The organism is Mycobacterium tuberculosis complex sp. N0072 (assembly GCF_030323725.1).
Taxonomy (GTDB): domain Bacteria; phylum Actinomycetota; class Actinomycetes; order Mycobacteriales; family Mycobacteriaceae; genus Mycobacterium; species Mycobacterium tuberculosis.
In genome coordinates this window covers 2,848,914-2,870,492 of sequence record NZ_CP040689.1, presented here as the reverse complement: position 1 = coordinate 2,870,492, position 21,579 = coordinate 2,848,914, and the positions used below count along the sequence as shown (strand labels likewise).

The window sequence follows — 21,579 nt, the reverse complement described above, 5'->3', positions numbered from 1 at the left end:
GGACGACGGCGTGTCGCGGCTGCTGGCGACCCGGTGCGCGAGGTGCACGTTCCCTTGTGTCTCACCCGCCTCACGCGTCCCGGCATGGCAGGGATATGCCGACCTTTTAGGTCGGCGGGACCGGGTACACGTGGGGCAGATGAGGAAGATGCGACGCCTGCAGCGGGCCTGTCAGAACACGGAGCCCCGGATGGACTTACCCAACTTGGCCGGTTCGGAGGGCTGACAAGCCAGCTGGATAATGGCTCCCCATGACGATCCCTGATGCCCAGACGTTGATGCGGCCGATTCTCGCGTATCTTGCCGATGGACAAGCGAAGTCGGCCAAGGACGTCATCGCGGCGATGTCCGACGAGTTCGGTCTGTCCGACGACGAGCGGGCGCAGATGTTGCCCAGCGGTCGGCAAAGGACCATGTACGACAGGGTGCACTGGTCTCTCACTCACATGTCGCAGGCCGGATTGCTCGACCGTCCCACGCGGGGCCACGTCCAGGTCACGGACACGGGCCGTCAAGTCCTGAAGGCGCATCCCGAGCGCGTCGACATGGCTGTGCTGCGGGAGTTCCCGTCGTACATCGCTTTTCGTGAGCGAACCAAAGCCAAGCAGCCAGTCGACGCGACCGCCAAGCGACCGTCCGGGGACGATGTGCAGGTCTCACCCGAGGATCTCATCGACGCTGCGCTTGCGGAGAACCGGGCAGCCGTCGAGGGGGAGATCCTGAAGAAGGCACTCACGTTGTCGCCCACCGGGTTTGAAGATCTGGTTATCAGACTTTTGGAGGCGATGGGTTACGGGCGAGCCGGCGCGGTGGAACGGACGAGTGCCTCCGGTGACGCTGGCATCGACGGAATCATCAGCCAGGACCCGCTCGGGCTGGACCGCATCTACGTGCAGGCCAAGCGATACGCCGTCGACCAAACGATTGGCCGGCCGAAGATCCACGAGTTCGCCGGCGCCCTCCTGGGCAAGCAGGGCGACCGGGGCGTCTACATCACCACGTCATCGTTTTCCCGCGGTGCCCGCGAGGAAGCTGAGCGGATCAACGCCCGGATCGAACTCATCGACGGCGCTCGGCTGGCCGAGCTGCTCGTGCGGTATCGAGTCGGTGTCCAGGCGGTGCAGACCGTCGAACTCTTACGGCTCGACGAGGACTTTTTTGATGGCCTGTAAGGATTATCGCCTCCGCTCACGGATTCGGGCGAAGCTAGCGCCCGCGAGAGAGTTCGCATGCTTGAAACCCAGGCCGTACGACGGCAATTCGTTTGTAGTCACGGTCGTGGTGCAACACGCCGGCCCGGTGATGAAGCGCGGTTTCGGCGATGAATAGGTCCGGAAGCGGCGTTCGATGCCACATCCCACGGTGGTGGGCTAGGTCGCGCTGAAGGTGGCGAACCCGGTCAAAGATGTCGCTGGGTGCGCGAAGGATTTGATAGGCGCGCAGTGACGTTTGTTGGCTGTCGTAGTCGGTAGCTGACCGTGCTGAATACAGCCATTCAAGTTCGCCGATATCGCAGATGGCGAGGTCGGTGAGGTCGATGCCGGCTGGCGGCGTGGCGCCGGCCACGAGTCGCACGTGGGCACTCTTGTCCAGAATCCAGGTGGTCATCGCCACGCCTGCTCGGAGAGCAGCACGTCTGCGTCCACGTGAGTGCCGGCGTGCGCGAGATGGTCGACGATCCGCCGCCGGCGCGCGGCGGCCTGCTCGGCAGCCGCGGCCACCAGCTGCTGCAGCGCGCGCTCGACCGTCGCTCGCAATGTTTCCCCGGTGACGGCCTGGGCTGCCCGCACAAGATCTTCGTCCAGCTCAATCGTGGTCCTCTTTACGGTCATATGTACATACTAGTGTCTGATATGTGTGTCTAGTTGGACCTTTGAGGACACCTGCCCGGCAAGCGCACGGGGCTGCCTACGCCGAACGTGCAACCACGGCGGCGTCGCCCGGGCGTGTCGCCGCCACCAGTGCACATTCGGCGCAGCCAGCCCACGCTCGGCGCGCAGTGTGGGAACTACTCAACTGGTTGCACGTCCAGGTTCTGCCAGCGGGCGCGATCGTCGGACTCCCCCGTGGTAGTTGGTGAAGTTGCTGAGCACTTTGCAGCTAAGACGCCGCAAAGTTCTTATGCGTCGATATCCGCCTGGCCTCGAGTGCGGTGGCGCGACGATTTTGCCCATTGCGCCGTTGGGAGCGTAGGCGATCACACCGTAGTAGTGGTCGCAGGGAGAGGCGGCCTGCCCGAGACCGCACCGGTGTCGGTATGGCCGCATGCATGTGTTCTGCCAGTGTGATGCATCCGTGACCACTGAAACCAGTGTGACAGTTGTTGTTTTTGTCGTACCCTGTGGCATATGTCGGTCTCTCGGCGTGATGTGCTCAAATTCGCGGCGGCGACTCCGGGCGTGCTGGGTCTTGGCGTCGTTGCGTCGTCGTTGCGCGCCGCGCCGGCATCGGCCGGTTCGCTGGGCACCCTGTTGGACTACGCCGCCGGTGTCATCCCCGCCAGCCAGATCAGGGCTGCCGGCGCGGTGGGGGCAATCCGGTACGTGTCCGATCGGCGGCCTGGCGGCGCCTGGATGCTTGGCAAGCCGATCCAGCTCAGCGAGGCCCGTGACCTGAGCGGCAATGGGCTCAAGATCGTGTCCTGTTATCAATACGGCAAGGGGAGCACTGCCGACTGGCTGGGCGGTGCCAGCGCCGGCGTGCAGCACGCCAGACGGGGGTCGGAGCTGCATGCCGCTGCCGGCGGCCCGACGAGCGCCCCGATCTACGCCTCGATCGACGACAACCCATCATATGAGCAGTACAAGAACCAGATCGTGCCATATCTGCGGTCCTGGGAGTCGGTGATCGGACACCAGCGGACCGGCGTGTACGCCAACTCCAAAACCATCGACTGGGCCGTCAACGATGGCTTGGGCTCGTACTTCTGGCAGCACAACTGGGGCTCGCCCAAGGGATACACCCACCCGGCCGCGCATCTGCACCAGGTGGAGATCGATAAGCGCAAGGTTGGTGGGGTCGGGGTGGACGTCAACCAAATCCTGAAGCCCCAATTCGGGCAGTGGGCTTAGCCTGCCGCCCCGAGCCTGGCCCCCGCTGCACTACAGCAAACACTCGTTCGCCCGCTGCACGGCATTGCCAACCCCGGGCCAACGCCGCCAATGGCGCGGCCTTTGGGTCGGCGCGTCGGCACGCGCCCGGCGTAGAGCGAATTCCCAGCATAACGATTTGATAACAAAACTGCCTTGATCAGCGCAGTTATAGCTACTCCACCGTAACCACCTGCACGCAGGACGTTTGGTCAACACATACGCGCCGGCCGTCGAACCCGGCGTTACCCACGACACGGTTACCCGTACGTAGAACTCGCCAGTAACCGATCTGTGTAAACAAGGTGGACCGATCCTTATGAGACTCTTATAAGGCCGATGCAGCCCGTCGCGCTGCTCGACCCACGGGCCGGCCCACCGACAACACACCGGTCAGAGGATTTCGGCTGGGAGTCGGTGCGGAGTCGGGGATGCCCCGCACGGCAGCCTGGGCCGCTGTACGAACTGACACGTACCGATGCACATAGGGAGACATAGACCGTGACGATCCACGAGCACGACCGGGTGTCCGCTGATCGCGGCGGGGACAGCCCGCATACCACCCACGCTCTGGTCGATCGCCTCATGGCTGGTGAGCCCTACGCTGTCGCATTCGGTGGCCAGGGCAGCGCCTGGCTGGAAACCCTCGAAGAGCTGGTGTCGGCCACCGGGATAGAAACCGAGTTGGCGACGTTGGTCGGTGAGGCAGAGCTGTTGCTCGATCCGGTCACCGACGAGCTGATTGTGGTGCGCCCGATCGGTTTCGAGCCGCTGCAATGGGTACGCGCACTGGCGGCCGAGGACCCGGTTCCGTCCGACAAGCACCTGACGTCGGCCGCCGTGTCGGTGCCCGGCGTGTTGCTTACCCAGATCGCGGCGACCCGGGCGCTGGCCCGTCAAGGCATGGACCTCGTGGCCACCCCGCCGGTCGCCATGGCGGGGCATTCGCAAGGTGTGCTGGCGGTGGAAGCCCTCAAGGCTGGTGGGGCACGCGACGTCGAGCTGTTTGCCTTGGCCCAGTTGATCGGTGCCGCCGGAACGCTGGTGGCCCGCCGGCGCGGAATTTCCGTCCTGGGCGATCGCCCGCCGATGGTATCGGTCACCAACGCCGACCCCGAGCGCATCGGCCGGTTGCTCGACGAGTTCGCCCAGGACGTGCGCACGGTGCTGCCACCGGTGTTGTCCATCCGCAACGGCCGGCGTGCCGTCGTCATCACCGGCACCCCCGAGCAGCTGTCGCGTTTCGAGCTTTATTGCCGCCAGATCTCCGAGAAGGAAGAAGCCGACCGCAAGAACAAGGTCCGCGGCGGCGACGTCTTCTCGCCGGTCTTCGAGCCGGTGCAGGTGGAGGTGGGCTTTCACACCCCGCGGCTATCCGACGGGATCGACATCGTCGCGGGCTGGGCCGAGAAGGCGGGCCTCGATGTCGCCTTGGCTCGGGAGCTGGCCGATGCCATCTTGATCAGAAAGGTCGACTGGGTCGACGAGATCACCCGTGTCCACGCGGCCGGCGCCCGCTGGATCCTCGACCTGGGGCCGGGCGACATCCTGACCCGACTGACCGCACCGGTGATCCGCGGCCTGGGCATCGGCATCGTGCCGGCGGCTACCCGCGGTGGCCAGCGCAACCTGTTCACCGTCGGCGCCACCCCCGAGGTTGCCCGGGCCTGGTCGAGCTACGCACCGACCGTGGTTCGCCTCCCCGACGGCAGGGTCAAGCTCTCGACGAAGTTCACCCGGCTGACCGGCCGCTCGCCGATCCTGCTCGCGGGCATGACCCCGACCACCGTGGACGCCAAGATCGTCGCCGCGGCGGCCAACGCCGGGCACTGGGCCGAGCTGGCCGGCGGCGGGCAGGTCACCGAAGAGATCTTCGGTAACCGCATCGAACAAATGGCCGGCCTGCTCGAGCCGGGCCGCACCTATCAGTTCAACGCGCTGTTCCTCGATCCCTACCTGTGGAAGCTTCAGGTGGGCGGCAAGCGGTTGGTGCAGAAGGCCCGCCAGTCCGGCGCCGCGATCGACGGCGTGGTGATCAGCGCCGGCATCCCAGACCTCGACGAGGCCGTCGAGCTGATCGACGAACTGGGCGACATCGGCATCAGCCACGTCGTGTTCAAACCCGGGACCATCGAGCAGATCCGCTCGGTGATTCGCATCGCCACCGAGGTGCCCACCAAGCCGGTGATCATGCACGTCGAGGGCGGGCGCGCCGGCGGGCACCATTCCTGGGAGGATCTCGACGACCTGCTGCTGGCTACCTACTCGGAGTTGCGCTCACGCGCCAACATCACGGTGTGCGTCGGCGGCGGCATTGGCACCCCAAGAAGGGCTGCGGAATATTTGTCCGGGCGCTGGGCGCAGGCCTACGGCTTCCCATTGATGCCGATCGACGGCATCCTGGTCGGCACCGCGGCGATGGCCACCAAGGAATCCACCACGTCGCCATCGGTCAAGCGGATGCTCGTCGACACTCAGGGCACCGACCAATGGATCAGCGCCGGAAAAGCGCAGGGCGGCATGGCCTCCAGCCGCAGTCAGCTCGGTGCCGACATCCACGAGATCGACAACAGCGCATCCCGGTGCGGGCGGCTGCTCGACGAGGTGGCCGGTGACGCGGAGGCGGTCGCGGAGCGTCGCGACGAGATCATCGCGGCGATGGCCAAGACCGCCAAGCCCTACTTCGGCGACGTCGCCGACATGACCTACCTGCAGTGGCTGCGGCGCTACGTCGAACTGGCCATCGGGGAAGGCAACTCGACCGCCGACACCGCCTCGGTGGGCAGCCCGTGGCTGGCCGACACCTGGCGGGACCGCTTCGAGCAGATGCTGCAGCGTGCCGAAGCCCGGTTGCACCCACAGGATTTCGGCCCGATCCAGACGCTATTCACCGATGCTGGCCTGCTGGACAATCCGCAGCAGGCGATCGCCGCCCTGCTGGCGCGCTACCCCGACGCCGAGACCGTGCAGTTGCATCCCGCGGATGTGCCCTTTTTCGTGACGTTGTGCAAGACGCTGGGCAAGCCGGTCAACTTCGTGCCGGTGATCGACCAGGACGTGCGGCGCTGGTGGCGCAGCGACTCGCTGTGGCAGGCCCACGACGCCCGCTACGACGCCGATGCGGTGTGCATCATTCCGGGCACCGCGTCGGTAGCCGGCATCACCCGGATGGATGAACCCGTCGGTGAGTTGCTGGACCGTTTCGAGCAAGCCGCAATCGATGAAGTGCTCTGCGCCGGTGTCGAGCCGAAGGATGTCGCGTCGCGCCGGCTGGGCCGCGCCGACGTGGCCGGACCGTTGGCTGTCGTCCTCGACGCACCCGATGTGCGCTGGGCCGGTCGCACCGTGACCAACCCGGTGCATCGGATCGCCGACCCGGCCGAATGGCAGGTGCACGATGGACCCGAAAACCCGCGCGCCACACACTCATCCACCGGCGCCCGGCTGCAGACGCACGGCGACGACGTCGCCTTGAGCGTGCCCGTCTCGGGCACCTGGGTCGACATCCGATTCACGTTGCCGGCCAACACCGTCGATGGCGGCACCCCGGTGATCGCCACCGAGGACGCCACCAGCGCCATGCGCACGGTGCTGGCGATCGCCGCCGGTGTCGACAGCCCGGAGTTCTTGCCTGCGGTGGCCAACGGGACGGCCACTTTGACGGTGGACTGGCACCCCGAGCGTGTTGCCGACCACACCGGCGTCACCGCCACGTTCGGTGAGCCGCTGGCACCCAGCCTCACCAACGTGCCCGACGCGCTCGTCGGCCCTTGTTGGCCAGCGGTTTTCGCGGCCATCGGATCGGCGGTCACCGACACCGGTGAGCCGGTGGTGGAAGGCCTGCTGAGCCTGGTGCATCTGGACCACGCCGCCCGCGTGGTCGGTCAGCTGCCCACGGTCCCGGCCCAATTGACCGTCACCGCAACGGCTGCCAACGCAACCGATACGGACATGGGCCGCGTCGTGCCGGTCTCGGTCGTCGTTACCGGCGCCGATGGCGCCGTGATCGCCACTCTCGAGGAGCGATTCGCGATCCTGGGTCGCACCGGTTCCGCCGAGCTCGCCGACCCGGCGCGAGCCGGTGGCGCGGTGTCGGCGAACGCCACCGACACCCCGCGCCGTCGCCGCCGCGACGTCACGATCACCGCGCCGGTCGACATGCGCCCGTTCGCGGTGGTGTCCGGCGACCACAACCCCATTCACACCGACCGGGCCGCCGCGCTGCTTGCCGGCCTGGAGTCGCCGATCGTGCACGGCATGTGGCTGTCGGCCGCGGCGCAACACGCGGTGACCGCCACCGACGGGCAGGCCCGGCCACCGGCCCGGCTGGTCGGCTGGACCGCGCGGTTTTTGGGCATGGTGCGCCCCGGCGACGAGGTGGACTTCCGCGTCGAGCGCGTCGGAATCGACCAGGGCGCAGAGATTGTGGACGTGGCCGCGCGCGTCGGGTCGGATCTAGTGATGTCGGCCTCCGCGCGACTGGCCGCACCCAAGACGGTCTACGCATTCCCCGGCCAGGGCATCCAACACAAGGGCATGGGCATGGAGGTGCGCGCCCGCTCCAAGGCGGCCCGCAAGGTGTGGGACACCGCGGACAAGTTCACCCGCGACACCCTGGGCTTCTCGGTACTGCACGTGGTCCGCGACAACCCGACCAGCATCATCGCCAGCGGTGTGCACTACCACCACCCCGACGGGGTGCTCTACCTGACGCAGTTCACCCAGGTCGCGATGGCGACGGTGGCGGCCGCGCAGGTCGCCGAGATGCGTGAACAGGGAGCCTTCGTCGAAGGCGCCATCGCGTGCGGCCACTCGGTCGGCGAGTACACCGCGCTGGCCTGCGTGACCGGCATCTACCAACTGGAAGCCTTGCTGGAGATGGTGTTTCACCGCGGGTCGAAGATGCACGACATCGTTCCGCGCGACGAGCTCGGCCGCTCCAACTATCGGCTGGCGGCCATCCGGCCGTCCCAGATCGACCTCGACGACGCCGACGTGCCCGCGTTCGTCGCCGGGATCGCGGAGAGCACCGGTGAATTCCTGGAGATCGTGAATTTCAACCTGCGTGGCTCGCAATACGCGATCGCGGGCACGGTACGCGGCCTCGAGGCGCTCGAGGCCGAGGTGGAGCGGCGCCGCGAGCTCACCGGCGGCCGACGGTCGTTCATTTTGGTGCCCGGCATCGATGTTCCGTTCCACTCGCGAGTGCTGCGGGTCGGGGTGGCCGAATTCCGGCGCTCGCTGGACCGGGTCATGCCGCGCGACGCGGACCCCGACCTGATCATCGGGCGCTACATTCCCAACCTGGTGCCGCGGTTGTTCACCCTGGACCGCGACTTCATCCAGGAAATCCGGGATTTGGTGCCCGCCGAGCCGCTCGACGAGATCCTCGCCGACTACGACACCTGGCTTCGCGAGCGTCCGCGCGAGATGGCGCGCACGGTGTTCATCGAGCTGCTGGCATGGCAATTCGCCAGCCCGGTGCGCTGGATCGAGACGCAGGATCTGCTGTTCATCGAGGAGGCCGCCGGCGGGCTGGGTGTGGAGCGATTCGTCGAGATCGGTGTGAAGAGCTCACCGACGGTGGCGGGTCTTGCCACCAACACCCTCAAACTGCCCGAATACGCCCACAGCACAGTGGAAGTGCTCAACGCCGAGCGTGATGCCGCGGTGCTGTTCGCCACCGACACCGACCCGGAGCCGGAGCCGGAGGAAGACGAGCCGGTCGCGGAATCGCCCGCGCCGGACGTCGTCTCGGAAGCCGCCCCCGTCGCGCCGGCCGCTTCGTCGGCGGGCCCGCGTCCCGACGATCTGGTTTTCGACGCCGCCGATGCCACGCTGGCGCTGATCGCGCTCTCGGCCAAGATGCGCATCGACCAGATCGAAGAACTCGACTCCATCGAGTCCATCACCGACGGTGCGTCGTCGCGGCGCAACCAGCTGCTGGTGGACCTGGGCTCCGAGCTGAACCTCGGTGCCATTGACGGCGCCGCCGAATCGGACCTGGCCGGTCTGCGCTCACAGGTGACCAAACTGGCGCGCACCTACAAGCCTTACGGCCCAGTGCTTTCCGACGCCATCAACGACCAGCTTCGCACCGTCCTCGGACCGTCGGGCAAGCGGCCCGGCGCCATCGCCGAGCGGGTGAAGAAGACCTGGGAGCTCGGTGAGGGCTGGGCCAAGCATGTCACCGTCGAGGTCGCGCTGGGCACCCGCGAGGGCAGCAGCGTTCGCGGCGGCGCCATGGGCCACCTGCACGAGGGCGCGCTGGCCGATGCCGCCTCCGTCGACAAGGTCATCGACGCGGCGGTCGCATCGGTGGCCGCGCGCCAGGGCGTTTCGGTAGCGCTGCCGTCGGCCGGTAGTGGTGGCGGCGCCACCATCGACGCGGCCGCGCTCAGCGAGTTCACCGACCAAATCACCGGCCGTGAGGGCGTGCTGGCCTCCGCGGCCCGCCTGGTGCTGGGGCAGCTGGGACTGGACGACCCCGTCAACGCCTTGCCGGCCGCCCCCGATTCCGAGCTGATCGACTTGGTCACCGCCGAACTGGGAGCGGACTGGCCGCGGTTGGTGGCACCGGTGTTCGACCCCAAGAAGGCCGTCGTATTCGACGACCGCTGGGCCAGCGCCCGCGAGGACCTGGTGAAGCTGTGGCTGACCGACGAGGGCGACATCGACGCCGACTGGCCGCGCCTGGCGGAGCGCTTCGAGGGTGCCGGCCACGTCGTGGCGACCCAGGCTACCTGGTGGCAAGGTAAGTCGCTGGCCGCGGGCCGGCAGATCCATGCATCGCTGTACGGCCGCATCGCCGCCGGCGCCGAGAACCCCGAACCCGGCCGCTACGGCGGCGAAGTTGCCGTGGTGACCGGCGCTTCGAAGGGTTCGATCGCCGCGTCGGTGGTGGCTCGGCTGCTCGACGGCGGAGCCACCGTCATCGCGACCACCTCCAAGCTCGACGAGGAGCGGCTGGCGTTCTACCGCACGCTGTATCGCGACCACGCCCGTTACGGCGCGGCGCTGTGGCTGGTCGCGGCGAACATGGCGTCCTACTCCGACGTCGACGCCCTGGTCGAATGGATCGGCACCGAACAGACCGAAAGCCTTGGGCCGCAGTCGATTCACATCAAAGACGCGCAGACCCCGACGCTGCTGTTCCCGTTCGCGGCGCCACGCGTGGTCGGGGACCTGTCGGAGGCCGGTTCGCGCGCCGAGATGGAGATGAAAGTGCTGCTGTGGGCCGTGCAACGGCTGATCGGCGGCCTGTCGACGATCGGCGCCGAACGCGACATCGCGTCGCGGCTGCACGTGGTGCTGCCCGGCTCGCCCAACCGTGGCATGTTCGGCGGCGACGGCGCCTACGGCGAAGCCAAGTCCGCGCTGGATGCCGTGGTGAGCCGCTGGCACGCCGAGTCGTCCTGGGCGGCACGGGTCAGCCTGGCGCACGCGCTCATCGGCTGGACCCGCGGCACCGGGCTGATGGGCCACAACGATGCCATCGTGGCCGCCGTCGAAGAGGCCGGGGTCACCACCTACTCGACCGACGAGATGGCGGCGCTGCTGCTCGACCTGTGTGATGCGGAATCCAAGGTGGCTGCGGCGCGTTCGCCGATCAAGGCCGACCTGACCGGGGGCCTGGCCGAGGCCAACCTCGACATGGCCGAGCTGGCGGCCAAGGCGCGCGAGCAGATGTCGGCAGCGGCGGCCGTCGACGAGGACGCCGAGGCCCCTGGCGCCATCGCCGCGCTGCCGTCGCCGCCCCGGGGTTTCACCCCCGCACCGCCGCCGCAATGGGACGACCTCGATGTCGACCCGGCCGACCTGGTGGTGATCGTCGGCGGCGCCGAAATCGGCCCGTACGGCTCGTCACGCACCCGGTTCGAGATGGAGGTCGAAAACGAGCTGTCGGCGGCCGGCGTGCTGGAGCTGGCCTGGACCACTGGGTTGATCCGCTGGGAGGACGACCCGCAACCCGGTTGGTACGACACCGAATCCGGCGAAATGGTCGACGAATCCGAGTTGGTGCAGCGCTACCACGACGCCGTGGTGCAGCGCGTCGGCATTCGCGAATTCGTTGATGACGGCGCGATCGACCCCGACCACGCCTCGCCGCTGCTGGTGTCGGTGTTCCTGGAGAAGGACTTCGCGTTCGTGGTGTCCTCGGAGGCCGATGCGCGCGCCTTCGTCGAGTTCGATCCCGAGCACACGGTCATCCGGCCGGTGCCCGACTCCACCGACTGGCAGGTCATCCGCAAGGCCGGCACCGAGATCCGGGTGCCGCGAAAGACCAAGCTGTCCCGCGTCGTCGGCGGCCAGATCCCGACCGGGTTCGACCCGACGGTGTGGGGCATCAGCGCAGACATGGCCGGTTCCATCGACCGGTTGGCGGTATGGAACATGGTGGCGACCGTCGACGCGTTCCTGTCGTCCGGTTTCAGCCCGGCCGAGGTGATGCGTTACGTGCACCCGAGTTTGGTGGCCAACACCCAGGGCACCGGCATGGGCGGCGGCACGTCGATGCAGACGATGTACCACGGCAATCTGTTGGGCCGCAACAAGCCGAACGACATCTTCCAGGAAGTCTTGCCGAATATCATTGCCGCGCACGTGGTTCAGTCCTACGTCGGTAGCTACGGTGCGATGATCCACCCGGTAGCCGCGTGCGCCACCGCCGCGGTGTCGGTCGAGGAAGGTGTCGACAAGATCCGGTTGGGCAAGGCTCAACTGGTGGTGGCCGGCGGCCTGGATGACCTGACGCTGGAGGGCATCATCGGATTCGGTGACATGGCCGCCACCGCCGACACGTCCATGATGCGCGGCCGCGGCATCCACGACTCGAAGTTTTCCCGGCCCAACGACCGCCGCCGTCTGGGCTTCGTCGAAGCCCAAGGCGGCGGGACGATCCTGTTGGCCCGCGGGGACCTGGCGCTGCGGATGGGGCTGCCGGTGCTGGCGGTGGTGGCGTTCGCGCAGTCGTTCGGCGACGGCGTGCACACCTCGATCCCGGCCCCGGGCCTGGGCGCGCTGGGGGCGGGCCGCGGCGGCAAGGATTCACCGCTGGCGCGGGCGCTGGCCAAGCTGGGCGTGGCCGCCGACGACGTGGCGGTCATCTCCAAGCACGACACCTCGACGCTGGCCAACGATCCCAACGAGACCGAGTTGCATGAACGGCTCGCCGACGCCCTGGGCCGTTCCGAGGGCGCCCCGCTGTTCGTGGTGTCGCAGAAGAGCCTGACCGGCCACGCCAAGGGCGGCGCGGCGGTCTTCCAGATGATGGGGCTCTGCCAGATATTGCGGGATGGGGTGATCCCACCCAACCGCAGCCTCGACTGCGTCGACGACGAGCTGGCCGGCTCCGCGCATTTCGTGTGGGTGCGTGACACGTTGCGGCTCGGCGGCAAGTTCCCACTCAAGGCCGGCATGCTGACCAGCCTCGGGTTCGGCCATGTGTCGGGCCTGGTCGCGTTGGTGCATCCGCAGGCGTTCATCGCCTCGCTGGATCCCGCACAGCGCGCGGACTACCAGCGGCGTGCCGACGCCCGCCTGCTGGCCGGTCAGCGCCGGCTGGCCTCGGCGATTGCCGGTGGTGCGCCGATGTACCAGCGGCCCGGTGACCGTCGCTTCGACCACCACGCGCCCGAGCGGCCGCAGGAGGCGTCGATGCTGCTGAATCCGGCGGCCCGGCTGGGTGACGGCGAGGCGTATATCGGCTGACCCTGCCGTTGGGCGCCGAACGTGCGCTCAGGGCGACGGTGTTCGGCGTGTCGCCGCCATGGATACACGCTCGCCGCGTGCTCCTTGGCCTGACTGCCCGGCATCTCTTCGGTCCGTCCCCCGCAAGCGGGAGGTGCCCCCAACGCGGACCGCATCGTCGCCGGACTGGGCCATCGATTAACGTGGCCGCCCATGGGCATCGTCGGTGTGGGGATCGACCTGGTCTCCATTCCCGATTTCGCCGAGCAGGTCGACCAGCCCGGAACGGTGTTCGCCGAGACCTTCACCCCGGGTGAGCGCCGGGACGCCTCGGACAAGAGTTCGTCGGCGGCCCGGCACCTGGCGGCCCGCTGGGCCGCGAAGGAGGCGGTGATCAAGGCCTGGTCCGGATCGCGGTTCGCGCAGCGGCCGGTGTTGCCGGAGGACATCCACCGCGATATCGAGGTGGTCACCGATATGTGGGGCAGGCCGCGGGTCAGGCTGACCGGGGCCATCGCTGAGTATTTGGCCGACGTGACGATCCATGTGTCGCTGACCCACGAAGGGGATACCGCGGCCGCGGTCGCCATCCTGGAGGCCCCGTGAGCGCGAGCAGACGCAGAATCGCATCGAAATCCGGATTTTCATGCGACTCTGCGTCTGCTCGCGAGCTGGTTGAGCGCGTCCGTGAGGTGTTGCCGTCGGTGCGGTGTGATCTCGAGGAGCTGGTCCGCATCGAATCGGTGTGGGCCGACCCAGATCGGCGCGACGAGGTTCACCGCAGCGCGCGTGCGGTGGCAGACCTGTTGTCGCAGGCCGGTTTTGACGACGTGCGGATTGTCAGCGAGCGCGGTGCGCCGGCGGTGATCGCGCGGTACCCGGCGCCGCCGGGGGCGCCGACGGTGCTGCTCTATGCCCACCACGACGTCCAGCCCGAGGGTGACCGCGGGCAATGGGTGTCGCCGCCGTTCGAGCCGACCGAGCGTGGTGGGCGGCTCTACGGGCGGGGCACCGCCGATGACAAGGCAGGTATCGCCACGCATGTGGCCGCATTCTGGGCACACGGCGGCAGACCGCCGGTGGGCGTCACGGTCTTTGTCGAGGGTGAAGAAGAATCCGGGTCGCCGTCACTGGGCCGGTTGCTCGCCGCCCACCGTGACGCGCTGGCAGCCGACGTGATCGTCATCGCCGACTCGGACAATTGGAGCACCGACATCCCGGCTTTGACGGTGTCGCTACGCGGAATGGCCGACTGCGTCGTCGAGGTCGCCACCCTCGACCACGGGCTGCACTCCGGGTTGTGGGGCGGCGTCGTTCCCGACGCGCTGACCGTGCTAGTGCGGCTGTTGGCCAGCCTGCACGACGACGACGGCAACGTGGCCGTGGCGGGCATGCACGAAAGCACCGCGGCGCGTGTGGATTACCCGGCTGGACGGGTACGCGCTGAGTCGGGTCTACTGGACGGAGTATCGGAAATCGGCACGGGCTCGGTGCCGCAGCGGCTCTGGGCGAAGCCGGCGATCACCGTAATCGGCATCGACACCACATCCGTTGCGGCAGCGTCCAATACGCTGATCCCGCGGGCCCGGGCCAAGATCAGTATTCGGGTGGCGCCTGGAGGCGATGCCACGGCGCACCTGGACGCGGTGGAGGCCCATCTGCGGCGGCACGCCCCCTGGGGCGCCCAGGTCACTGTCACGCGCGGCGAGGTCGGACAGCCCTACGCCATCGAGGCGAGCGGCCCTGTCTATGATGCGGCGCGGTCGGCGTTTCGGCAGGCGTGGGGTGCCGATCCGATCGATATGGGAATGGGCGGGTCGATCCCGTTCATCGCCGAGTTCGCCGCCGCGTTCCCGCAGGCGACCATCCTTGTCACCGGGGTAGAAGACCCCGGAACGCAGGCGCACAGTGTCAATGAAAGCCTGCATCTGGGTGTGCTGGAACGCGCGGCGACCGCCGAAGCGCTGCTGCTGGCCAAGCTCGCGGCTATACCGACAGGTCGCGCCGAAGCTTAGCGACGTGGCCGGTGGCCTTGACGTTGTACTGCGCGACGACGATCTTTCCGTCTTCATCGACGACGAAGGTGGACCGGATCACCCCCTGCACCGTCTTGCCATACATCTGCTTCTCCCCGTAGGCACCCCAGGCCGTCAACACCTCGCGGTCGGGATCAGACAGCAGCGGAAACGTCAGGCCCTGGGCATCGCGGAACGTAGCGAGCTTCTCCGGCTTGTCGGGGGAGATACCGACGACGTTGAGGCCGGCAGTGGTGAAATCGCCCAGATTGTCGCGAAAATCACAAGCCTGCTTGGTGCATCCCGGTGTCGAGGCCGCCGGGTAGAAGTACACGATGACGCGGCGTCCTCGGTAGTCGGCCAGCGACACGTTGTTGCCGTCGGCATCGGGCAGGGTGAAGGCAGGGGCTTTGTCTCCGGGGGTCAGACGCGTGGTTTTGGTCACTGATCTAGGGTAGTTCGGCGGGCGACGCAGGCCGGCAGTGGGCGACTGGAGAACTTGGAGGACAGCACGTGGTGGACCGCGATCCCAATACCATCAAGCAGGAGATCGACCAAACCCGCGACCAACTGGCGGCGACCATCGATTCCCTCGCCGAGCGCGCCAACCCCCGCCGCCTCGCCGACGACGCAAAAACTCGGGTGATCGCCTTCCTCAGGAAGCCCATCGTGACCGTGTCACTGGTCGGGATCGGGTCTGTGGTCGTCGTCGTGGTCATCCACAAGATCAGGAATCGCTGACCAACCCGGAGTTACCGATGGGAAACCCATTGCAGTGCACCATGATTGCGCACTCCGCACTTAGCCGAGGTTCTGGACGAACGTGACGCCCTTATGGCGCGGCGGTTCTGGACCCGGCGGAAAGCTACGGTGGCGGGTAATTGAACACCACCGTCCCGACACCGCTAGGGTTGTTCGAGATATATACCGGTCCCAGCAGGAACGGGGTTAGACCGGTGTTGAGTCGGGGGTCTGCCGTGACCACTGGGCTGTTGCTCGCGGTTGTCGTGTACTGATACAGCAGCGTCTGGTTGTCATGTATTGAGATTGAGATAACCGTGCCCGGCGGGGCGTAACCGGTTGTCTGGCCCGTGCCGAGAATCACCGCCGGAAGCGTTCCGTGGTTGCCGCCCGAATCGAAAATCGAGGGGAGTGACCAGTAGCCCCCGTTGGGGTCGTAGCCGCCGATCTGAACGTTCAGCACGGTGATCGGTGCCCCGGTCACGGAGGTGATTGGAGTGCCCGTGTTGGGGCCGAACTGCATGTAGCCGCCGGGAATGTCGATGAGGGTGCCTTCGTTGAGTTGGCCCGGCAAATCGGTCGTGACAACGTTGCCGGGCCCGCTGACGGCATACGACCCCACATTCGGCCCGATGCCCAGTATGCCGTTTCCGTTGGGTCCGAAAGCGCCGCCGGAAGCGATGAGGACCAGGCTGTCAAGGTTTCGCGGGTACGGCAGGATACCGACATGGACGGAGGTCGGTGTGGTAGCGGCGCCGCCACCGAAATCGACCGTCGTGGGCACGTCGGCGTAGACGATGCTCACGCCATTGCCGTAGTGAACGACATCGAACCCGGTGGGCAAGCCCAGGTTCTGCCACCCGATTTTCCAGAATGGGATGACGAGACTCGAGGATCCCGTGTCCAGCAGTATGGGGACAGTTGGCCCGCGGTTGACCAAGAGGTTCACCAGCGGAAAGTTGTTTTCCACGCGCAGGGGGACGGCAACGTTAACTGGGTCGCCGGTGCCAGCGGCGCCGTTGTTGCCCCATAACCAGCCGCCGAGGCCTCCAGTCCCGCCGCCGGCGCCGGGCCCGCCGGCGCCCCCGGCGCCACCGTTACCGATAAATCCGGCCGACCCGCCGGCTCCGCCGACAGCTCCGGGCGTGGTCTGGGAGTAGCCGTTTCCGCCGTCGCCGTACAGGATTCCGCCGGGCTCGCCGATGGGGCTGGCAGCCGTGCCGTCAGCTCCGTCGCCGATCAGCGAGCGTCCGAACATGAACTCGGTGGGCGCATTGATCACACCCAGTACACCTTGTGTCGCGGTCTGCACGAGCGACGCACCCGTGGCTTCGGCCGTCTGATACGACGCTGCCGCCGAGTTCAGTGCTTGCGCGAACTGCTGATCAAGCGAGGCGAACCGCACACTCAGCGTCTGATACTCCCGGCCGTAGTTGGCGAATAGCGCTGCGGCCGCTGCGGATACCTCGTCTTCGGCGGCGGCCACCAATAGGGTGGTGGGGGCCGCGGCCGCGGCGTTCGCCGCGCTCAGCGCCGAGCCGATGCTTTGCACCTCCGCCGCTGCTGACGCCAGCCAGTCCGGAGCCACGATCAGACGCGACACAACTAACCTCTTCCCCGCTGTCCACATGCAGCGTAGCTATTGCACGCGCCTACAACCCAATTTTCTGCGGCTTCCCCGGCTGTCTCGTCGAGCTATCCCCGTGGCTCCGATCCGATCCGCTGCCCAAATCCGGTAACCGGCGTGCACCTTCCGAATACGGAAATCGTCGCCCAACGGGACAGCTGCGGCTGGTGCATCCGAAATAACGCGTTGACCTGTGCGCCGTCAGGGTTTCGAACCCCGGACCCGCTGATTAAGAGTCAGCTGCTCTACCAACTGAGCTAACGGCGCCTCGATTACCTAGCCAAGGCACATTAACAGGCCTTGCGCTCTCGCGTGAAATCTCACACTGAACTTGGTATCAGCATCGCAGCGTGGCGGCCAGTCAGGACCTAGACTACAGCCGAGTCTAGCTCGGTCACGACGCAGTGGGGGAGGTGAGGGAAGGCATGCCAAAGGTGGGGATTGCAGCTCAGGCGGGTAGGACCAGGGTTCGGAGAGCCTGGTTAACCGCGCTGATGATGACCGCCGTGATGATCGGTGCCGTCGCATGCGGCAGCGGCCGCGGACCCGCACCGATCAAGGTCATCGCGGACAAGGGCACGCCGTTCGCCGATCTGCTGGTGCCCAAGCTCACCGCGTCGGTCACCGACGGCGCCGTCGGCGTCACCGTGGATGCACCGGTGTCGGTGACCGCCGCCGACGGTGTGCTGGCGGCCGTCACCATGGTCAACGACAACGGCAGGCCGGTGGCCGGTCGACTCAGCCCCGACGGACTGCGCTGGTCGACCACTGAGCAGCTCGGCTACAACAGGCGCTACACGCTGAACGCGACGGCGCTTGGACTGGGTGGCGCGGCGACCCGCCAGCTGACCTTCCAGACCAGTTCCCCCGCGCACCTGACCATGCCCTACGTCATGCCCGGTGATGGGGAGGTCGTGGGTGTCGGCGAGCCGGTGGCGATCCGATTCGACGAGAACATCGCTGACCGGGGCGCGGCCGAGAAGGCCATCAAGATCACCACCAACCCGCCCGTGGAGGGCGCGTTCTACTGGCTGAATAACCGTGAAGTGCGTTGGCGCCCAGAGCATTTCTGGAAGCCAGGTACGGCCGTTGATGTGGCGGTCAACACCTACGGCGTCGACTTGGGCGAGGGAATGTTCGGCGAGGACAACGTGCAGACGCACTTCACCATCGGCGACGAGGTGATCGCGACCGCCGACGACAACACCAAGATACTGACCGTGCGGGTGAATGGCGAGGTCGTAAAGTCCATGCCGACGTCGATGGGCAAGGACAGCACCCCGACGGCCAACGGCATATACATCGTCGGCTCGCGGTACAAGCACATCATCATGGACTCGTCCACCTACGGCGTACCCGTCAACTCGCCCAACGGATATCGCACCGATGTCGACTGGGCCACCCAGATCTCCTACAGCGGTGTCTTCGTGCACTCAGCGCCGTGGTCGGTGGGGGCTCAGGGCCACACCAACACCAGCCATGGCTGCCTGAACGTCAGCCCGAGCAACGCGCAGTGGTTCTACGACCATGTCAAGCGCGGCGACATCGTCGAGGTGGTCAATACCGTGGGTGGCACCCTGCCGGGGATCGACGGGCTCGGCGATTGGAACATTCCGTGGGACCAGTGGCGCGCCGGTAACGCCAAGGCGTAAGCGCGCCGCGAGGAACGCCAGACAACCAACAGCGCCTGATACACGCCCTGCAACGACCGCATGGTTCGTTGTACGACGATGACATCCGATGGCCGCAGTGCCCAACCGCGCGGACCATGACGACACTCGGGTGTTCCTTCGCGACTGGGAGAACCACTGAGACCGGGTGAAGCCCAGCCGGTCGGCGATCATGAGGCCAGCCGGGGCGAGCTCGCGCGAAGCCGTGATCATCGGAGCACCCACTCACTGGCTACATCGCTCAAATATTCGAATGAGTCCGGCTAAAACCTTTACGATGTCGCGTCTTGCCATTACTCTTGACACATCGCAAGTGTTGGGGAGACGATGTGAACAGCGCAATCATCAAGATCGCGAAGTGGGCGCAATCGCAACAATGGACGGTTGAGGATGACGCCAGCGGCTACACCCGCTTCTACAACCCCCAGGGCGTCTATATTGCTCGGTTTCCGGCAACACCTAGCAACGAGTACCGCCGGATGCGAGACCTATTGGGCGCGTTGAAGAAAGCGGGCCTGACGTGGCCACCGCCGAGCAAGAAGGAACGGCGGGCACAGCACAGGAAGGAAGGCGCACAGTGACAGCCGACTGGGTCGTCACCTTCACGTTTGATGCTGACCCTTCGATGGAGACCATGGACGCCTGGGAGACGCAGCTCGAGGGCTTCGACGCACTGGTATCTCGGGTCCCAGGACACGGCATTGACGTCACGGTCTATGCGCCCGGCGATTGGAGTGTGTTCGACGCGCTCGCCAAGATGGCTGGCGAGGTTATGCCGGTAGTTCAAGCCAAGAGTCCCATTGCTGTGCAGATCATTAGCGAGCCAGAGCATCGTCTGCGCGCTGAGGCGTTCACAACGCCCGAGTTGATGTCTGCGGCTGAGATCGCGGATGAGTTGGGGGTTTCGCGTCAGAGGGTGCACCAATTGAGGTCGACAGCAGGGTTTCCCGCTCCGTTGGCAGATTTGCGTGGAGGCGCGGTGTGGGATGCGGCAGCGGTGCGCAGGTTTGCGGAGACCTGGGAGCGAAAGCCCGGTCGGCCGCATACCGGGACTGCCAAGTTCGCGTACTCGTGGGCGGTGGGACCGGCGGTCGGCAGGTCCGGTAAGGCACCTAACGTCCGGTGGCGTGTCGAGAACCCAGACAAAATCCGCTTTGTGTTGCGCAACATCGGCGACGATATCGCAGAAGATGTCGAGATTGACCTCTCGCGAATCGATGCGATCACTCGAAATGTCCCGAAGAAGACGGTGATTCGCCCCGGAGAGGGGCTCAACATGGTCTTGATAGCGGCTTGGGGCCATCCCCTTCCAAATCAGCTATACGTCCGTTGGGCTGGACAGGACGAGTGGGCGGCCGTCCCGTTGCACCCTGCTCACTAGTTCGTAAGGCGTTACACCGCAGCCGGTCTCACGGCACACCGTCCCAGACGCCGAACGCGGCGAGTACCGTCTCGCCAGGTTGCGGGGGAGCGGTTAATCGGCTGGTCGGGAACCAAGCGTGGGTATCGGCCATCCAATGTGGGTGGGGTGGTGCATCATCATTGCCATGCGGTCGATTCCCGCTTCGGTGGAGAGCTCGGTGCTCCGTTGGGCTCGCGAGTCGTGTGGCCTGACCGAGGTAGCCGCGGCCCGCAAACTCGGCCTGCCTGATGATCGCGTCGCGGCTTGGGAGGTGGGCGAGGTTGTGCCAACCATCGCGCAGCTGCGCAAGGCCGCCGAGGTCTACAAGCGCTCGCTGGCGGTGTTCTTCCTGTCCGAGCCGCCCGAGGGGTTTGACACCTTACGCGACTTCCGACGATTGGACGGTGCCGCGTCGGGTCAATGGACGCCGGGGCTTCACGAGGAGTTCCGTCGCGCACACACGCAACGCGACTTCGCGCTAGAGCTGGCCGACGCCGAGGACCGGGAGATACCGGGCGCCTGGCGTTTGCCCCTATCCGGCGACGAGGCCGACGCGGATATCGCGGCACGAATCCGCAAGGCCTTGATCGAGGTCAGCCCGTTGCCTATCCCCGTGGCCTCGGTTGACCCTTACGAGCATCTGAACGCCTGGGTGTCGGCCATCGAAACGTCCGGCGTTCTGGTGCTCGCGACCCGCGGCGGCAAGGTCGCTATCGACGAGATGCGCGGTATGTGTCTGTATTTCGACGAATTGCCGGTGATCGTGCTCAATGGCAGCGACCACCCCCGCCCTCGCCTGTTCTCGCTGCTGCATGAGTTCGTGCACGTGGTGCTGCACACCGAGGGCTTGTGTGACGTGATCGCCGATGCTCATCCGAGCACCCAGGACCGATCGCTGGAGGCTCGATGCAACGCGATCGCCGCCGCTGTGCTGATGCCTGCCGACGTGGTGCGAGCGCGGCCGGAGGTCATCGTTCGCAGCGAGACTCCGTCTTCGTGGGATTACGAATCGCTGCGGCCGGTCGCGGCGCATTTTGGCGTGAGTGCCGAGGCGTTCCTGCGGCGGCTAAGCACGCTTGGAATCGTGCCGGTCGAGGTCTACCGACAGCGCCGCGCCGAGTTCATCGCGGCTCACGAGGACGAGGCCGAACGGGCTCGATCGGCTGGGGGCGGCAACTGGTACCGCAATACCGTCCGAGACCTCGGTAAGGGCTACGTGCGGGCGGTGACCGACGCCCACCGCCGCCGCGTCATCGACAGCAACACCGCTGCGATCTACCTCGACGCCAAGGTCAGCCAGATTCCGAAGTTGGCTGAGTCAGCCGAACTGCGGAGCGTGGTCTAA

General features: G+C 66.6%; 14 protein-coding genes and 1 tRNA gene. 10 read left to right on the top strand and 5 right to left on the bottom strand.

Annotated elements, in window-relative coordinates; translation table 11 throughout:
- The first annotated feature begins 251 nt into the window (after positions 1-251).
- On the top strand, positions 252-1,172 hold the full coding sequence (locus tag FF952_RS13430; protein WP_003412965.1) for a restriction endonuclease: 921 nt from the start codon (positions 252-254) through the stop codon (positions 1,170-1,172).
- 34 nt (positions 1,173-1,206) lie between these two features.
- Here the strand turns inward: FF952_RS13430 and FF952_RS13425 are convergent, their stop codons facing one another.
- Both FF952_RS13425 and FF952_RS13420 read right to left on the bottom strand, forming a co-directional pair.
- A complete protein-coding gene (locus FF952_RS13425; RefSeq protein WP_003412963.1) occupies positions 1,207-1,608 on the bottom strand; it encodes a PIN domain-containing protein in 402 nt (133 codons plus the stop codon).
- Entirely contained in the window at positions 1,605-1,832 is a 228-nt protein-coding gene (locus tag FF952_RS13420) for a type II toxin-antitoxin system VapB family antitoxin (RefSeq protein WP_003412960.1), read from the bottom strand. Before FF952_RS13420 ends, FF952_RS13425 begins: the two co-directional genes overlap by 4 nt.
- A gap of 516 nt (positions 1,833-2,348) precedes the next feature.
- Here FF952_RS13420 and FF952_RS13415 point away from each other — a divergent pair.
- The 4 genes from FF952_RS13415 (at position 2,349) to FF952_RS13400 (ending at position 14,794) form a co-directional block, all read left to right on the top strand.
- Positions 2,349-3,071: a DUF1906 domain-containing protein gene (locus tag FF952_RS13415; protein ID WP_003412957.1), complete on the top strand. Its 723-nt coding sequence runs from the start codon at positions 2,349-2,351 to the stop codon at positions 3,069-3,071.
- Positions 3,072-3,590: 519 nt separating this feature from the next.
- Entirely contained in the window at positions 3,591-12,800 is a 9,210-nt protein-coding gene (fas, locus tag FF952_RS13410; RefSeq protein ID WP_244736047.1) for a fatty acid synthase, read from the top strand.
- A gap of 192 nt (positions 12,801-12,992) precedes the next feature.
- Complete coding sequence (gene acpS, locus FF952_RS13405; protein WP_003412952.1) at positions 12,993-13,385, top strand: holo-ACP synthase AcpS; 393 nt, start codon at positions 12,993-12,995, stop codon at positions 13,383-13,385.
- Positions 13,382-14,794 carry a dipeptidase gene (locus FF952_RS13400; RefSeq protein WP_003412946.1) on the top strand — a complete coding sequence of 471 codons (1,413 nt, stop codon included), beginning with the start codon at positions 13,382-13,384 and terminating at the stop codon, positions 14,792-14,794. The genes acpS and FF952_RS13400 overlap by 4 nt, the downstream gene beginning before the upstream one ends.
- On the opposite strand, the gene bcp is transcribed toward FF952_RS13400, so the two are convergent.
- Positions 14,766-15,239, bottom strand: a complete 474-nt coding sequence (gene bcp, locus FF952_RS13395; RefSeq protein ID WP_003412944.1) for a thioredoxin-dependent thiol peroxidase — start codon at positions 15,237-15,239, stop codon at positions 14,766-14,768. The genes FF952_RS13400 and bcp overlap by 29 nt on opposite strands.
- A 68-nt stretch (positions 15,240-15,307) precedes the next feature.
- On the opposite strand from bcp, the gene FF952_RS13390 reads away from it, so the two are divergent.
- Positions 15,308-15,535 carry a DUF3618 domain-containing protein gene (locus FF952_RS13390; protein ID WP_003412942.1) on the top strand — a complete coding sequence of 76 codons (228 nt, stop codon included), beginning with the start codon at positions 15,308-15,310 and terminating at the stop codon, positions 15,533-15,535.
- 124 nt (positions 15,536-15,659) lie between these two features.
- Here the strand turns inward: FF952_RS13390 and FF952_RS13385 are convergent, their stop codons facing one another.
- Together FF952_RS13385 and FF952_RS13380 are read right to left on the bottom strand one after the other, a co-directional pair.
- The gene (locus FF952_RS13385) at positions 15,660-17,138 is read right to left on the bottom strand and encodes a PecA family PE domain-processing aspartic protease (RefSeq protein ID WP_003900842.1); all 1,479 of its coding nucleotides are present in this window, start codon (positions 17,136-17,138) and stop codon (positions 15,660-15,662) included.
- A 218-nt stretch (positions 17,139-17,356) separates the two neighbouring features.
- Positions 17,357-17,429: transfer RNA gene (locus tag FF952_RS13380), tRNA-Lys, on the bottom strand.
- A gap of 158 nt (positions 17,430-17,587) precedes the next feature.
- On the opposite strand from FF952_RS13380, the gene ldtMt2 reads away from it, so the two are divergent.
- The 4 genes from ldtMt2 to FF952_RS13360 all read left to right on the top strand — a co-directional run bounded on the left by ldtMt2 (position 17,588) and on the right by FF952_RS13360 (position 21,579).
- Positions 17,588-18,814, top strand: a complete 1,227-nt coding sequence (ldtMt2, locus tag FF952_RS13375) for a L,D-transpeptidase LdtMt2 (protein WP_003412938.1) — start codon at positions 17,588-17,590, stop codon at positions 18,812-18,814.
- A 347-nt stretch (positions 18,815-19,161) separates the two neighbouring features.
- Positions 19,162-19,413, top strand: a complete 252-nt coding sequence (locus tag FF952_RS13370; protein WP_003412936.1) for a hypothetical protein — start codon at positions 19,162-19,164, stop codon at positions 19,411-19,413.
- Complete coding sequence (locus tag FF952_RS13365; protein ID WP_003412932.1) at positions 19,410-20,213, top strand: helix-turn-helix transcriptional regulator; 804 nt, start codon at positions 19,410-19,412, stop codon at positions 20,211-20,213. Before FF952_RS13370 ends, FF952_RS13365 begins: the two co-directional genes overlap by 4 nt.
- 118 nt (positions 20,214-20,331) lie before the next feature.
- Positions 20,332-21,579: an XRE family transcriptional regulator gene (locus tag FF952_RS13360; RefSeq protein ID WP_003412926.1), complete on the top strand. Its 1,248-nt coding sequence runs from the start codon at positions 20,332-20,334 to the stop codon at positions 21,577-21,579.

Bases quoted from the DNA above. Each gene is read 5' to 3' on its own strand.
- FF952_RS13430 (WP_003412965.1), top strand. From the start codon at position 252: ATGACGATCCCTGATGCCCAGACGTTGATGCGGCCGATTCTCGCGTAT.
- FF952_RS13420 (WP_003412960.1), bottom strand. From the start codon at position 1,832: ATGACCGTAAAGAGGACCACGATTGAGCTGGACGAAGATCTTGTGCGG.
- FF952_RS13425 (WP_003412963.1), bottom strand. From the start codon at position 1,608: ATGACCACCTGGATTCTGGACAAGAGTGCCCACGTGCGACTCGTGGCC.
- FF952_RS13415 (WP_003412957.1), top strand. From the start codon at position 2,349: ATGTCGGTCTCTCGGCGTGATGTGCTCAAATTCGCGGCGGCGACTCCG.
- ldtMt2 (WP_003412938.1), top strand. From the start codon at position 17,588: ATGCCAAAGGTGGGGATTGCAGCTCAGGCGGGTAGGACCAGGGTTCGG.
- acpS (WP_003412952.1), top strand. From the start codon at position 12,993: ATGGGCATCGTCGGTGTGGGGATCGACCTGGTCTCCATTCCCGATTTC.